Below are 14,748 nucleotides of genomic sequence, written 5' to 3'. Positions count from 1 at the left end.
GTCCCGCGCCGACCGCTCGCCGGACGCCGGTCCGGCGGCGGGGCACCGGCCGGGCGCGCGTCGAGCGTGATCGTTCCTTCCACCGCCGCGCGTCCCGATCGGGCGCGCGGCGGTGTCCGTTTCGCTTCGGAGTCGTCATGAAAGCCATCCTCATCACCGCCCTGCTCGGCGCATCCGCCATGGCCGGCATCGTCCACGCGCAGACCGCCACGACGCCGCCGGCCGCGCGCGCGGCGGGCAAGCCGGAACTCGGCAGCTACGGCTTCGACACGGCGGGCATGGACCGTTCGGTCGCGCCCGGCGACGATTTCTACGGCTATGCCAACGGCACCTGGGCGAAGACCACCGCGATCCCCGCCGACCGGCCGAGCTTCGGCGCGTTCGATGTCCTCGCCGACCGGTCGCGCGACCGCACGCGCGGCATCCTCGAAGCCGCGTCGCGGACGTCGGGTTCGAAGATCGGCACCGCCTATGCGACCTATCTCGACACCGCGACGATCGAGAAGAAGGGGCTCGCGCCGATCAAGCCGTGGCTTGGGGAGATTCGGCGCGCGACCAGGGCGGACTATCCGGCGCTGATCGCCCGGGCCGCCCGCCAGGGTGTCGGGACGCCGTTCGGCACCGGCGTCGGCCAGGACGCGAAGAACCCCGAGGTCTATATCGTCGGCGTGCGCCAGTCCGGCCTCGGCCTGCCGGACCGCGACTATTATCTGGAAGCAAAGAACGCCAAGGAGAAAGCGGGCTACGAAGCGCATGTCGCGGCGATGTTCACGCTCGCCGGCGAAGCGGACGCGGCGGCGCGCGCGAAGGCGCTGGTCGATTTCGAGACGCGCATCGCGCAGGTCAGCTGGAGCCGCATCGACAGCCGCGACGCCAGCAAGACCTATAACAAGACCAGCGTCGCCGACCTGATGCGGCAGGCGCCGGGGTTCGATTTCGCGACCTATCTGAAGGCGCTCGGCACGCCCGTCGACACGCTGAACGTCAGCCAGCCGTCGGCGATCACGGGCATCGCCGCGCTGATCGCGGCGGCGCCGATCGGCGTGTTGCAGGACCAGCTGCTGATCCGCAGCCTCGACACGTACGCCGACGTCCTGCCCGCCGCATTCGATCGCGAGCAATTCGCCTTCTACGGCACGATGCTATCCGGCACGCCCGAGCAGGAGGAGCGGTGGAAGCGGGCGGTCGCCTTCACCAGCGGCGCGCTGTCGGACGAGGTCAGCAAGCCCTATGTCTCGCAATATTTCCCGCCCGAGACGAAGGCGGCGGCGGATCAGCTGGTCAAAAACGTCCTCGCCGCGATGGGCACGCGCATCGACCGGCTCGACTGGATGGCGCCCGAAACCAAGGTGAAGGCGCATGCGAAGCTCGCCGCGTTTACGCCCAAGATCGGCTATCCCGACCGGTGGCGCGATTATTCGGCGCTGAAGATCGTCGCCGGCGACGCGTTCGGCAACGAACGGCGCGCGGCGGAATGGCGCTATGCCTATAATGTCGGGCATCTCGGCAAGCCGCTCCAGCGCTGGGAATGGGGCATGACGCCGATGACGGTGAACGCCTATGCCAATTTCGGCATGGTGGAGATCGTGTTTCCCGCCGCGATCCTGCAACCGCCGTTCTTCGATCCCGCCGCCGACCCGGCGGTCAATTACGGCGGCATCGGCGCGGTGATCGGTCACGAACTGTCGCACCATTTCGACGATCAGGGATCGAAATACGATGCTAAGGGCCAGCTGACCGACTGGTGGACGCCGCAGGACGTCTCCCGGTTCAAGGCGCTTACCGCGAAGCTGGTCGCCGAATACGACGCCTACGAACCGCTGCCCGGCCTGCACGTCAAGGGTGCGCTCACGCTGGGCGAGAATACGGCGGACCTCGCCGGCCTGTCGGTCGCCTACGACGCCTATCGCAAGGCGCTGGGCGGTCGCGAGGCGCCGGTGATCGACGGCATGACCGGCGACCAGCGCTTCTACCTCGGCTGGGCGCAGGTGTGGCGCCGCAACTATCGCGAGGCGAACCTGAAGCAGCGGCTGATGACCGATCCGCACAGCCCGTCGCAGCAGCGGACCTGGGTCGTCCGCAACCTCGATCCCTGGTATGCCGCGTTCAAGCCGGCGCCGTCGGGCAGGCTGGTGCTGGCGCCCGAGCAGCGGGTGCGGATCTGGTAGCGTCGGGACCGATGCGGGACGGGGGACGCCGCGACCACCAATCGCTTGACGTCACCCGTCCGATCCCGCGATGACGCATTGAGATGGCGTCCCTTCCGATCCCCGCGGGCATGAGCCCCACCCGCGCCGCGGCGCTGGTCGCGGGCGGCGCGACGCTGACCGCGGCCGTGCTGATCCTCGCGATCGTCGGCAGCCTGGTGGCGGCGGCGGGATTCCTCGCGCTCGGCCTCGTCGCGGCGGGGATGCTCGTCGCCTGGCGCCTGATCGCACCGCGCACGGACGCGCCGGCGCGCGCGCTCGACTGGGAGTTCACCCGCGCGGTCGCACAGGCGAGCAGCGATCCGGTGGCGATCACCGATCGCGCCGGGCGGCTGGTCTGCGCCAACGACGCCTATGAATCGCTGTTTTCCGGCTTTCCGACGCCGCCCGGCCTGCCGCTCGACGGCGACGGCGTGGCGCTGCTCGGCAATGCGGGCCGCATCGCGTGGCGCGACGGCATCGGCGAGGTCGGCGACCTGCGCATCCGCCACCTGCACGTCGCCGCGCGGATCACGCGGTCGGGCGACGACGGCGACATGCTCGTCTGGCGCTTCACCGTGCTCCAGCAGCACGACCTTGCCGCGAATACCGAGGAACTGATCGGCGGCGCCACCGGCGACCGGCTGGGACAGGCGGGGGTGATGGCCGCGCTGATCGCGCCCGATGGCCGCATCCGCGCGGCGAACCGCGTCCTGATGCAGCGGGCGCTCGGCGGCAACAGCGGGATCGAGGGACGCGATTTCGCCCGGCTGCTCATCACCGACAGTCGCGGGCTGGTCCGCTTCGAGCGCGAGGGGCTGGACGGCACGCCGCTGCGCGTCCTCCAGATCCCGTTCATGGATTCGGAGCACGCGCCGGTTCTGGTCGCGCTGCTGGACGACGAGGACAATGCGCCCGCCATCGGTGCCAGCGCGTCGGCGCACGTCCGCAGCCTCGTCAGCCTGATGCCGTTCGGCATGGCGCTAGTCGATCGGGAGGGCCGGTTCCTCCAGATGAACGATGCCTTCCTGCGCGCCGCCAGCGTCGATCCGCAGGCGCCGCCGCTCTATCCGGGCGATCTGGTGGTCCGCGAAGACAAGGCCGCGGTCGCCGATGCGATCCGCCGGTTCGCGGGCGGCGCGACCCATTCGTCGGACATGGCCGTCCGGCTGAAGGGCCATCCCGACGAGCCGGTCGCGCTGACCATCGCCGGCGCGCGCGGGCTGGGGGATGCGGCGGTGCTGCTCAGCCTCAAGGACAACAGCGAGGAATCGCGGCTGAAGCGCGAGGTGGCGCAGGCGACCAAGATGCAGGCGGTCGGCCAGCTGGCAGGCGGCGTCGCCCACGATTTCAACAATATCCTGACCGCGATCATCGGCCATTGCGACCTGATGATGATGCGCCATTCGCCCGGCGACAGCGATTACGACGACATCCAGCAGATCCGCACCAATTCGAACCGCGCCGCCAGCCTGACCCGCCAGCTGCTCGCGTTCAGCCGTCAGCAGACGCTGCGGCCGCAGACGCTGCAACTGCCCGACGTCGTCGCGGAGGTGTCGAACCTGCTCAAGCGGCTGATGGGCGAACAGATCCGGCTCGACGTGACGCACGGCCGCAACCTCGGCGCGGTGCGCGCCGATCCGGGGCAGCTCGAACAGGTCGTCGTCAACCTGGCCGTCAACGCGCGCGACGCGATGCTCGCGCACAACCCGCGCGGCGGCGGCACGCTGACGATCCAGACCAAGTCGATCACCCCGGCCGAAGTGCGCGCGCTGGGATCGGACATCCTGCCGGTCGCCGACTATACGGCGCTGGTGGTCACCGACACCGGCGGCGGCATCCCGCCCGAAGTGCTGCCCAAGATCTTCGAACCCTTCTTCACGACGAAGGAAGTGGGCAAGGGCACCGGCCTCGGGCTGTCCACCGTCTATGGCATCGTCAAGCAATCGGGCGGCTGGATCTTCGCCGACTCGAAGCCGGGGCAGGGCGCGACCTTCACCATGTACCTGCCGGTCCACGCCGCGGGGACGGTCACCAAGCTGCCCACCCCGGCGCGCGCGCCGGCGAAGCCGGTCGAGGTATGGGGCACCGGCACGATCCTGCTCGTCGAGGACGAGGACATGGTCCGCGCGGTCGCCGAGCGCGCGCTGACGCGCCAGGGCTATACGGTGATGACCGCGGAAAACGGCGAGGCGGCGCTCGACCTGCTCGACCGCAACGGGCGGCCCGACCTGCTCATCAGCGACGTGGTGATGCCGACGATGGACGGGCCGACGATGGTCCGCCACGTCCGCGAACGCTATCCCGACCTGCCGATCATCTTCATGTCGGGCTATGCCGAGGAACAGCTGCGCAAATCGATCGATCTCGACAACGTCGCGTTCCTGCCCAAACCGTTCAGCGTCCAGCAGCTGGCCGAAGCGGCGCGCGACGTATTGGCGACCCGCTGAGCAAGCAACAAAACAACATGTTGTCATCGCGCAACAACCGCGGGTAAGGGCAGCTATGCCTTCACCCACGCAGATCCTCATCGTCGAGGATGAACCGCTGATCGCGATGATGCTCGAGGATTTCCTCGAAGTGCTGGACAAGACCGCGGTCGGCACCGTCGACAGCGTCGCCGGTGCGCTTGCGCGTGTCGAGGGCGGCGGCATCGACGCTGCGATCCTCGACGTCAACCTGCGTGGCGGCGAGAAGAGCACGCCCGTCGCCGAAGCGCTGGCCGCGCGCGACATCCCGTTCGTCTTCGCGACCGGCGGCAGCGACGAAAGCGTCGATGCGCAGTTTCGCGATCGTCCGGTGCTGCAGAAGCCGTTCACGATGGACGGCGTGGCAAAGGCGCTCGCCGCCCTGTGACGCCCCCGTGACATCCCTGCCGGCGACGGCGCGGCGTCACGGCATTCCGATCCTCACCATGGCGATTGCGATCCTCGCCGGCGGATTCGTCGGCAGCATCGCGGCCTTGCTCGTTTGCGTGCTCGCCCTGCCGATCATCGCATGGCGTTACGACAACCGTACCAGCGCGTTTTTTCCGCTCGCTTGCTGTTCGTTCTCGCCGTGGCGATCCTGATCGTTCTCATGGGCTTGGTCGCCGTCGTGCACGGCCGCTGATCGCACCTGCTGCCGCATGACGGATTTGTCACCGGAACGATGACGATCCGGTCGCATTGTCTCGGCGGACAGCGAAGGAAGCGGGTGGATGACGGACGGACCGATCGCGGTGGTGACGGGCGGAGAAAGCGGGATCGGCGCGGCCTGCGTCGAGGCACTCGCCAAGTCAGGTGCGCGCGTCGTCTTCACCTATTTCCGCGATGCCGATGCCGCGCGGGCGATCGTCGCCGCGAGCGGCGGCGAAGCGCGGGTCCGCGCCGTGCAATGCGACGTCGCGGACGAGGGTGCGGTCGATGCGCTGTTCGCCGCCGCCGAGCAGGCGTTCGGCACCGCGACGTGGCTGGTCAATTCCGCCGGGCTCAACATGACGGGCACCAAGCTGGTCGACATGGAACTGGCGCAGTTCGACCGCGTCATCCGATCCGACCTGTACGGACCGTTCCTGACCTGTCGCAGGTTCGTCCGCGCTGCCGAGGCGAAGGGCGTCGGTGGGCGGATCGTCAACATATCCTCGATCCACGAACGCGCCCCGCGTCCCGGCGGCGCCGATTACGATTCCGCGAAGGGTGGCCTCGCGCAGCTGACCGCGACGCTGGCGCTGGAACTCGCACCCAGGCGGATCGCGGTGAACGGGGTCGCGCCGGGCATGATCCTGACGCCGATGAATGCGAAAGCCATGGCGGACGACGCCTATCGCGCCAAGCTGGAAGCGAACATTCCCTGGGGTCGCGCCGGTGCGGCGGGCGAAGTGGCGACGCTGGTCGCCTTCCTCCTCTCGCCTGCCGCGGACTATATCACGGGAACCACCGTCACGATCGACGGCGCTTTGTCGCTCGTCATCGCGCAGGGCGCGTGAGGAACGCCTGATGCCGACCTATGCCGTCGAACAGCTCGACACCGTCACCATCGCGCCGGGCTCGCCGCTCGACGGCATGGACCTGATGAGCCCCTTCGTGTGGCGCGAGGGCGACCGTTACCGCATGCTGGTGCGCGGCGTTCCCGACCCGATGGGACCCCGCGACCCGACCGGGCTGATCGCCAGCGGCTGGAGCGACGACGGGCTGGCCTTCACGCTCGACCAGCGACTTGCGATCGCGCCCGGCACCGATCCCGCCGACGCGGATGCTGGCGGATGCGAGGACCCGACCGTGCTGCGCGCCGACGACGGCAGCTACGTGGTCTATTACACGGGCGTCGACGCCGCCCGCTCGCGCGGCGTCATGATCTCCGCCACCGGCCCGTCGCTCGATGCGCTGGTCAAGCGCCGGGTCGAACTCGCGGCACCGGAAGGCGAGGGCAATATCAAGGAAGCGACCTTCGCCCGCACCCCCGCGGGCGACTGGCGCCTGTTCTACGAATATGCCGCCGCGGAGGATCATGGCGTCGGCGCATCCCGCGTCGGCGTCGCACGCGCCGCGACGCTTGGCGACCCGTGGACGGCGCTGGCCGACCCATTCCCGATCCGCGGTGATTCCTGGGACAATTGGCACCTGTCGACCGGCCCGATCTGCTGCCTGCCCGGCGCCGACCCGGTTATGTTCTACAATGGGGCGACGCTCGATGCGCGCTGGCGGATCGGCTGGATCAGCTTCGATGCGCGATTCGCCACCGTCACGGGCCGTGGGCTGGAACCGCTGATCCTGCCGCCGCCGCCCGAGGATCGGAGCAAGACCGATATCGCCTTCGCGGCGTCGACCGTCGTCGAGGACGGCATGATCTCGCTCTACTTCTCGCTGGAGGATCGCATCCTGCGACGCGCACGCATCCGGTATTACGCGTAACATGCTTGCGTCGGCGGGGCGTTTGACGACATAGGGCATCGCCATGACCCAGTTCGACAAGACCCGCCTGCCGAGCCGCCACGTCTCGGTCGGCCCCGAGCGCGCCCCGCACCGCAGCTATTATTACGCCATGGGCATCGGCGAGGAGGATATCGCCAAGCCCTTCGTCGCGCTCGCCAGCGCGGGCAACAATTCGGCGCCGTGCAACACCACGCTTGACGGCCAGGCGGACGCGGCACAGGCCGGGGTGATCCAGGGTGGCGGCATGCCGCGCCGCTTCAACACCATCACCGTGACCGATGGCATCGCGATGGGCCATCAGGGCATGAAGGCATCGCTGGTCAGCCGCGAGGTGATCGCCGATTCGGTCGAGCTGTCGGTCCGCGGCCATTGCTACGACGCGCTCGTCGGCTTCGCGGGCTGCGACAAGTCGCTGCCCGGCATGATGATGGCCATGCTGCGGCTCAATATACCCTCGATCTTCGTCTATGGCGGATCGATCCTGCCCGGCCGCTTCCAGAATCGCGACGTGACGGTCGTCGACGTGTTCGAGGTCGTCGGCAAATATGCCGCGGGTGCATGCCCGTTGTCGGAAGTGCACGAACTCGAAAAGGTCGCCTGTCCCGGCCACGGCGCCTGCGGCGGCCAGTTCACCGCGAACACCATGGCCTGCGTCGGCGAGGCGATCGGGCTCAGCCTGCCCAACAGCAACATGGTGCCCGCGCCGTACAGCACGCGCGAGCAGATTGCAGTCGCCGCGGGTGCGCAGGTGATGGAACTGGTCGGTCGCCAGCTGCGCCCGCGCGACATCTGCACCCGCGCCGCCTTCGTCAACGCCGCGCGGGTCGTCGCCGCCACCGGCGGATCGACCAATGCCGCGCTCCACCTGCCCGCGATGGCGAGCGAGGCGGGGATCGATTTCGACCTGTTCGACGTCGCAGAGGCGTTCAGGTCGACGCCGTACATCGCCGACCTGAAGCCCGGCGGCCGCTACGTGGCCAAGGACATGTACGAGGCGGGCGGCGTCTACATGCTGATGAAGACGATGCTGGCGGGCGGTCTGCTCGATGGCGACTGCATGACCGTCACCGGCCGGACGCTGGCGGAGAATATCGACCAGGTGACGTGGAATCCGGACCAGAAGGTCATCTACGACGTGGCGACGCCGCTCAGCCCGACCGGCGGTGTCGTCGGCCTGCGCGGCTCGCTCGCCCCGGATGGTGCGATCGTCAAGGTGGCGGGCATGCACCGCCTCCAGTTCGAAGGGCCGGCGCGCGTCTTCGATTGCGAGGAGGATTGCTTCGCCGCGGTCGAGGCACGGGCGATCAACGAGGGCGAGGTGCTGGTGATCCGCTACGAAGGCCCCAGGGGCGGGCCGGGGATGCGCGAGATGCTGTCGACCACCGCGGCGCTCTATGGCCTCGGCATGGGCGAAAAGGTCGCGCTCATCACCGATGGCCGCTTTTCGGGCGCAACGCGCGGCTTCTGCATCGGCCACGTCGGGCCTGAGGCGGCGGAGGGCGGCCCGATCGCGCTGGTCTCGGACGGCGATCCGATCCGCATCGATGCGGAGGCGGGGACGATCGACCTGCTGGTCGACGAGGCGACGCTCGCCGACCGCCGCGCGGCATGGCGCCCCCGCGTCACCGACTACGGGTCGGGCGCCTTGTGGCGCTATGCGCAGACCGTCGGTCCGGCGTGGCAGGGCGCCGTGACGCACCCCGGCGCGAAGGCCGAAACCCACGTCTATGCCGATATCTGATCCGCGATACGCGGCGGGGGCGATGCTGCTCCTCGCCGCGTGTGGCGATCGCGATGCGGGTGCGACCGCCGCGACCGTCCTCGCGGGCGAACCGCTCGCCTGCGCCCGCGGCGCGGCGCCGCTCCGTGAGGGCTGCACCGTCGAACGCTGCCACGATGCCGACGGCCTGATCCTGACCGTCCGCAATCCCGACGGGGGCTTTCACCGCTTGCGCGTGACGCACGACGGCCGCGGCGTCGTCGCCGCGGATGGCGCCGAGCCGGCGCGGGTCGCCGTGCGGGACCGAACGTCCATCGAAGTCGCGATCGGCGGCGACCGCTATCGCCTGCCCGCCACGATCGGCGCAGCGCGATGATCGGCATCGAGGGCCGCGCGATCCTGACCACCGCGGCTATGCGCGCCGCCGAGGATGCGGCGATCGCCGGAGGTGCGACGGTCGATGCGCTGATGGCACGCGCGGGACAGGGTCTCGCCGCGGCCGTGCGCCGCCTGACGGCCGGAGCGGAGGTGCTCGTCGTCTGCGGGCCGGGCAACAACGGCGGTGACGGCTATGTCGCGGCGGCGATATTGCAGGCCGCCGGCCATCGCGTCCGCGTCGCCGCGAGCGGTGCGCCGCGCACCGATGCCGCGCGGCGCGCGCGCGTACGCTGGAGCGGGCCGGTGGCGCCCTTCGCGGAGGCCCCGCCCGCGCCGGTGATGCTCGACTGCCTGTTCGGCACCGGGGTCGACTGGCCGCTGTCCGGCGAGGTCGACGCCGGCCTCGAACGGCTGGCGCTGGCGGCGGGTATCGTCGTCGCCGCCGACCTGCCGAGCGGAACGCAGGCCGACACCGCGGCGGCGCCCGGCTGGGCACGCCGGCGGCCGGCGACGCTGACGCTGGCGCTCGGCGCCCTCAAGCCCGCGCATGTCCTGTATCCTGCGGCGGCGGCCTGCGGCGCGGTGCGGCTGGTCGACCTCGGCCTTGCCTGTCCGGGGGCGGTCGCCGTCGCGCAGCGCCCGCAGCTACCCGAGCCCGGCGCGGAGTCGCACAAGTACAGTCGCGGCATGGTCGCCGTCGTTACCGGCGCGATGGAGGGGGCCGCGCGGCTAGCCGCGGTCGCCGCACTGCGCAGCGGCGCCGGCTATGTCGCGCTCTACGGCGGCAGCGGACGGGGTGGACCCGATGCGATCGTGCATCGCGCGTTCGATCCTGCGGCGCTGGCCGACCCGCGGATCGGGGCGATCCTGATCGGACCCGGCCTCGGCCGCGACGCCGTCGCCCGCGCTCGCGTGCAGGCGCTGATCGAGGCGGATACGCACCCGATGGTCATCGACGGCGATGCGCTCCACCTGATCGACGCCGATGCGCTGCGGCGACGCCATCCCGTCATCCTCACCCCGCACGCGGGCGAATTCGCCGCGCTGTTCGGGGCGTCGGCCGGATCGCCGCTGGACCGCGCGCGCGCCGCGGCGGTGCGCACGGGCGCGGTGGTGGTGCTGAAGGGAGCGACCACGATCGTCGCCGACGCCATCCGCACGTCGGTGCATCCCGGCGGCAATCCGTGGCTGTCGACGGCAGGCACCGGCGACGTCCTCGCCGGCGCGATCGCGGCGCAGCTGGCGCATCCCGGCAGCGATCCGTTCGCCGCGGCGAACGCGGGCGTCTGGCTGCACGCGCGGGCGGCACGGCTCGCCGGACGCAGCTTCGTCGCCGACGACTTGGCAAATGCGCTGACCCCGGCCAGAGCCGGCGCATGACTTCCGAAAACACGATCCTGCGCGTCGCCGCCCGCGGCGATGGCGTCACCGGCGATGGCCGCCATGCCGCCTTCGCCGCGCCCGGCGACACCCTCGACGCCGACGGCACGCTCACCCATGGCCCGCATCATCAGGTCGCGCCGTGCCGTCACTTTCCCGAATGCGGCGGCTGCCAGCTCCAGCATCTCGACGACGAGGCCTATGCCGCGTTCGTCACAGACCGCGTCGCCAGCGCCCTCGACGCACAGGACCTCGCCGCGCCGCTGCGCGCGCCGCTCGTCTCGCCGCCGCGGACGCGCCGTCGCGCGACGCTGCATGCGGAGGGGAAGGGCGGGCGCGTCACGTTGGGCTTCACCGCGGAAAAGAGTCACGACATCGTCGACATGCGCGAATGCCACGTCCTGGTACCCGCGCTGTTCGCCGTCGTCGCGCCATTGCAGACGCTGCTCCAGAAGCTCGGCTTCAGGCGCCGCGGCGACGTCCACCTGACGCTGTCGGATCAGGGGCCGGACGTGATGGTCACCAACCTGACGGCCGACGGGCTCGTGGCGGCGGAGGCGATCACCGGCTTTTGCGAACGCCACGGCATCGCCCGCTTCACGCTCGACAGCGGCGACGGGCCCGAAACGCGCTGGGAGCCCCGGCCGGTGACGATCACGCTGGGCGGGCACCCGGTGCCGCTGCCGCCGGCATCGTTCCTGCAGGCGACGCAGGAGGGCGAGGATGCGCTCGTCGCCGCGATGCGCGAGGCCACCCGGGGTGCGGGCACGATCGCGGACCTGTTCGCCGGCCTCGGCACCTTCACGCTGGCACTGCCCGGCCGCGTCTATGCGGCGGAGGGCGGCCGCGACGCGATCTATGCGCTCAAGGCCGCGGCGGGCAGCCGCCAATTGCAGGTGTTCACCGAGCATCGCGACCTCTACCGCCGCCCGCTGACCGTCGCCGAACTGGACCGCTTCGATGCGATCGTCATAGATCCGCCCCGCGCCGGCGCCCGCGATCAGGCCGACGCGCTCGCCGCCTGCCGCTCGAAGGTCATCGGCTATGTCTCGTGCAACCCGTCGAGCTTCGCGCGCGACGCGAGGCTGCTGATCGATGGCGGCTGGCGGATCGACTGGATCCAGCCGGTCGGCCAGTTCCGCTGGTCCACCCATGTCGAGCTGGCGGCGCGCTTCGTGCGGTAGGATCGCGCGCGGAAACGCGAACGGGTTCGACCACGCGGCTGCGTTCGTAACGGCGTCTCGTCTCTCCGGTCGCTGCACCCCCACGGCAGCCGCACCACGGCCTTATGCGTCAGTAGACGGCGGTCACGAAGAACAGTCCGTCGGGCGGTGCATTGAGCCCCAGCCGCGCGCGATCCCGTGCCCCCAGCGCCGCGGCGACATCGTCGACGGACCACCGCCCCATGCCGACCAGCGCGAGACATCCGACCATCGAGCGCACCTGATGGTGCAGGAACGACCGCGCCGCCGCGCGGATCGCGATGCGGTCGCCGCTCCGCTCCACCGACAGCACGTCGAGCGTCCGCACCGGCGAATCCGCCTGGCAATGCGCCGAGCGGAACGTGGTGAAGTCATGACGGCCGACCAGCACCGCCGCCGCCGCCGCCATCGCCCCGGTGTCGAGCACCTGCGGCACCTGCCACGCCAGCCCCGCTTCCCAGGTCAACGGCGCGCGGCGGTTGACGATCCGGTATTCGTAGGATCGGCCGAGGCACGAGAAGCGCGCATGCCAGTCGTCCGCCACCGCGACGCAGTCCAGCACCGCGACCGGTGCCGGCCGCACGCGCGCGTTGAGCGCTTCCATCAGGCGAAACGGCGCGATCGCCTTGTCGATATCGACGTGCGCGCGCATCCCGAGCCCGTGCACCCCCGCATCGGTCCGCCCGGCGGCGTGCACCGCGGTCCGCTCGCCGGTCACCGCAAACACCGCCTCTTCCAACGCCGCCTGCACGCTCGGGCCGTGCTTCTGGCGCTGCCAGCCCATGAACGGCCGGCCGTCATATTCGATCGTGAGCGCGTAGCGCGTCAAAGCTGCACGCCCGTCGCCACCGGAAAGCCGCGCAGCAGTTCGGCCGCTGTCGTCACGCCACGTCCCGCACGCTGCACCAGCGTCGGGCGGATCGCGCCGTCGCCGCACGCGATCGTCAGCGCGTCGTCGACCGTCGTGCCCTCGCCCCCCGGAAAGGTGAAGGGCAGGACGTCCGCGGCGAGCAGCTTCACCCGTTCGCCCGCCACCTCGAACCAGGCGCCCGGCGCCGGGTTCATCGCGCGGACCAGCCGCTCGACCTCCACCGCGCTGCGCGTGAAGTCGATCCGCGCCTCCGCCTTGTCGATCTTGTTCGCATAGGTCACGCGATCCGCGATCTGCGCGACCGGCGGGTGCGCGGGCAGGTCGCCCAGCACCTCGACCATCAGCCGCGCACCCAGCGCGGCGATCTCCGCGGTGAGCGCGCCCGCGGTCTTGCGCCCGATCGCGACCCGCCCTTCGAGACGCACCGGGCCGGTGTCGAGCCCCGCTTCCATCTGCATGATGCCGACCCCGGTTTCCGCATCGCCGGCGAGGATCGCGCGCTGCACCGGCGCCGCGCCGCGCCAGCGCGGCAACAGTGAACCATGGACGTTGAGGCAGCCGTGCACCGGCGCATCGAGCACCGCCCGAGGCAGGATAAGCCCGTAGGCGGCGACCACCGCGACCTCCGCGCCGAGCGTCGCGAAGGCGGCCTGCGCATCGACGTCCTTCAGGCTCACCGGATGGCGGACCGCGATCCCCAATGCCTCGGCGCGCTGCTGTACGGGCGAGGGGACGGTTTCGCGCCCGCGTCGGCCGCCCGGCCGCGGCGGCTGGCTGTACGCCGCGACGACATCGTGCCCGGCCGCCACCAGCGCCTCCAGCGTCGGCACGGCGAAGTCGGGAGTTCCCATGAAGATGATCCGCATCGCCGCCTTCAACGCGCTGGCGGCCGGGCGCGCAACCCCCTATCTGTTCCCGTCATGGCGTCTCCCGAAATCGAAGCCCTGACCCAGGCGCTGTCGCGTCTCCCCGGCCTCGGCCCGCGATCGGCGCGCCGCGCGGTGCTCCACCTGCTCAAGAAGCGCGAGGCCGCGCTCGGTCCCCTGCGTGCGGCGCTGGAGGCGGTCGACGAACGGCTCGAAACCTGCGCGACCTGCGGCAACGTCGATACCGCCAACCCCTGTTCGATCTGCGCCGACCCGCGGCGCGACCCGCGATCGCTCTGCGTGGTCGAGGAGGTCGCCGACCTCTGGGCGCTCGAACGCTCGCGGCTGTTCCCGGGCCGGTTCCACGTCCTGGGCGGCCGGCTGTCCGCGTTGGAGGGCATCCGCCCCGAGGACCTTTCGATCGACGCGCTGGTCGCGCGCATCGAGGCGGGCGGGATCGACGAGATCGTGCTGGCGATGAACGCCACGCTGGAGGGGCAGACGACGGCGCATTATCTGGCGGAGCGGATCGAGCGGTTCCCGGTCCGGGTCACGCAGCTGGCGCACGGCCTGCCCGTGGGAGGCGAGCTCGACTATCTCGACGAGGGCACGCTGGCACAGGCGCTGCGCGCCAGGCGGCCGATGGCGTGAACCCGGCTTCGCCCTTCGAAACTTGACGCAAACCCGGCCAAACCCTAGCGCGCACGCCATGTCAGTCCTTCCGATCGTCGAAGTCCCCGACGCCCGCCTGCGCGTCATTTCCAGCCCGGTCGATGCGATCACCGATGCGACGCGGGCCTTCGTCGCCGACCTGATCGACACGATGTATGCCGCCAACGGCATCGGCCTCGCCGCGATCCAGGTCGGCGTCGCCGAGCGGATCCTCGTCATCGACCTGCAGGAGGGACGCGACGAGGAGGACAAGCCGGTCAAGGCGCCGCAAGCCTATATCAATCCCGAGATCCTCTCGGTGAGCGAGGAGACGAGCACCTACAACGAAGGCTGCCTGTCGATCCCCGAGCAATATGCCGACGTCCAGCGCCCCGCCGCATGCCGCGTGCGCTGGCAGGACGAGACGGGCGCGACCCACGAGGAGGACCTTACCGGCCTGCTCGCGACCTGCATGCAGCACGAGATCGATCACCTCAACGGCGTGCTGTTCATCGACCATATCAGCCGGCTGAAGCGCGACATGGTGATGAAGAAGCTGAACAAGCTGCGCCGCGGCTGAC

Annotated in this window: 14 protein-coding genes; 12 read left to right on the top strand and 2 right to left on the bottom strand. The window is 70.5% G+C overall.

The features are described 5' to 3' along the window. Positions 1-137: 137 nt before the first annotated feature. The 10 genes from LPN01_RS01095 (at position 138) to LPN01_RS01050 (ending at position 11,761) form a co-directional block, all read left to right on the top strand. Entirely contained in the window at positions 138-2,168 is a 2,031-nt protein-coding gene (locus tag LPN01_RS01095) for a M13 family metallopeptidase (RefSeq protein WP_262826512.1), read from the top strand. Positions 2,169-2,251: 83 nt separating this feature from the next. After that, positions 2,252-4,636, top strand: a complete 2,385-nt coding sequence (locus LPN01_RS01090) for a PAS domain-containing sensor histidine kinase (protein WP_262826511.1) — start codon at positions 2,252-2,254, stop codon at positions 4,634-4,636. A 55-nt stretch (positions 4,637-4,691) separates the two neighbouring features. Next, entirely contained in the window at positions 4,692-5,042 is a 351-nt protein-coding gene (locus LPN01_RS01085) for a response regulator (RefSeq protein WP_262826510.1), read from the top strand. Between the two features lie 58 nt (positions 5,043-5,100). Beyond that, the gene (locus tag LPN01_RS01080) at positions 5,101-5,256 is read left to right on the top strand and encodes a hypothetical protein (RefSeq protein ID WP_262826509.1); all 156 of its coding nucleotides are present in this window, start codon (positions 5,101-5,103) and stop codon (positions 5,254-5,256) included. A 129-nt stretch (positions 5,257-5,385) separates the two neighbouring features. Further along, positions 5,386-6,153 carry an SDR family NAD(P)-dependent oxidoreductase gene (locus LPN01_RS01075; protein ID WP_262826508.1) on the top strand — a complete coding sequence of 256 codons (768 nt, stop codon included), beginning with the start codon at positions 5,386-5,388 and terminating at the stop codon, positions 6,151-6,153. A gap of 10 nt (positions 6,154-6,163) precedes the next feature. Further along, positions 6,164-7,078 carry a glycosidase gene (locus tag LPN01_RS01070; protein ID WP_262826507.1) on the top strand — a complete coding sequence of 305 codons (915 nt, stop codon included), beginning with the start codon at positions 6,164-6,166 and terminating at the stop codon, positions 7,076-7,078. Positions 7,079-7,121: 43 nt separating this feature from the next. Further along, positions 7,122-8,840 carry a dihydroxy-acid dehydratase gene (gene ilvD, locus LPN01_RS01065; protein ID WP_262826506.1) on the top strand — a complete coding sequence of 573 codons (1,719 nt, stop codon included), beginning with the start codon at positions 7,122-7,124 and terminating at the stop codon, positions 8,838-8,840. A 22-nt stretch (positions 8,841-8,862) separates the two neighbouring features. Next, positions 8,863-9,195 (top strand): hypothetical protein, encoded by a 333-nt coding sequence (locus tag LPN01_RS01060; protein WP_262826505.1) that lies wholly within the window; start codon positions 8,863-8,865, stop codon positions 9,193-9,195. Then, a complete protein-coding gene (locus LPN01_RS01055) occupies positions 9,192-10,577 on the top strand; it encodes an NAD(P)H-hydrate dehydratase (protein WP_262826504.1) in 1,386 nt (461 codons plus the stop codon). Before LPN01_RS01060 ends, LPN01_RS01055 begins: the two co-directional genes overlap by 4 nt. Next, positions 10,574-11,761: a class I SAM-dependent RNA methyltransferase gene (locus LPN01_RS01050; protein ID WP_262826503.1), complete on the top strand. Its 1,188-nt coding sequence runs from the start codon at positions 10,574-10,576 to the stop codon at positions 11,759-11,761. The genes LPN01_RS01055 and LPN01_RS01050 overlap by 4 nt, the downstream gene beginning before the upstream one ends. Positions 11,762-11,870: 109 nt before the next feature. On the opposite strand, the gene truA is transcribed toward LPN01_RS01050, so the two are convergent. Both truA and fmt read right to left on the bottom strand, forming a co-directional pair. Continuing rightward, entirely contained in the window at positions 11,871-12,608 is a 738-nt protein-coding gene (gene truA / locus LPN01_RS01045; RefSeq protein ID WP_262826502.1) for a tRNA pseudouridine(38-40) synthase TruA, read from the bottom strand. Continuing rightward, positions 12,605-13,516 (bottom strand): methionyl-tRNA formyltransferase, encoded by a 912-nt coding sequence (gene fmt, locus LPN01_RS01040; protein WP_262826501.1) that lies wholly within the window; start codon positions 13,514-13,516, stop codon positions 12,605-12,607. The genes truA and fmt overlap by 4 nt, the downstream gene beginning before the upstream one ends. Before the next feature lie 54 nt (positions 13,517-13,570). Here fmt and recR point away from each other — a divergent pair, with 54 nt between their 5' ends. Next, a complete protein-coding gene (recR, locus tag LPN01_RS01035) occupies positions 13,571-14,167 on the top strand; it encodes a recombination mediator RecR (RefSeq protein ID WP_262826500.1) in 597 nt (198 codons plus the stop codon). Positions 14,168-14,225: 58 nt separating this feature from the next. Then, positions 14,226-14,747 (top strand): peptide deformylase, encoded by a 522-nt coding sequence (gene def / locus LPN01_RS01030; protein WP_262826499.1) that lies wholly within the window; start codon positions 14,226-14,228, stop codon positions 14,745-14,747. The last annotated feature ends 1 nt before the right edge of the window (position 14,748 follow it).

The sequence above is a fragment of the Sphingomonas sp. A2-49 genome, assembly GCF_025548555.1.
Lineage (GTDB): Bacteria > Pseudomonadota > Alphaproteobacteria > Sphingomonadales > Sphingomonadaceae > Sphingomonas.
The sequence above is the reverse complement of the archived record's forward strand: the minus strand, read 5'-3'. Positions and strand labels throughout refer to the sequence as shown.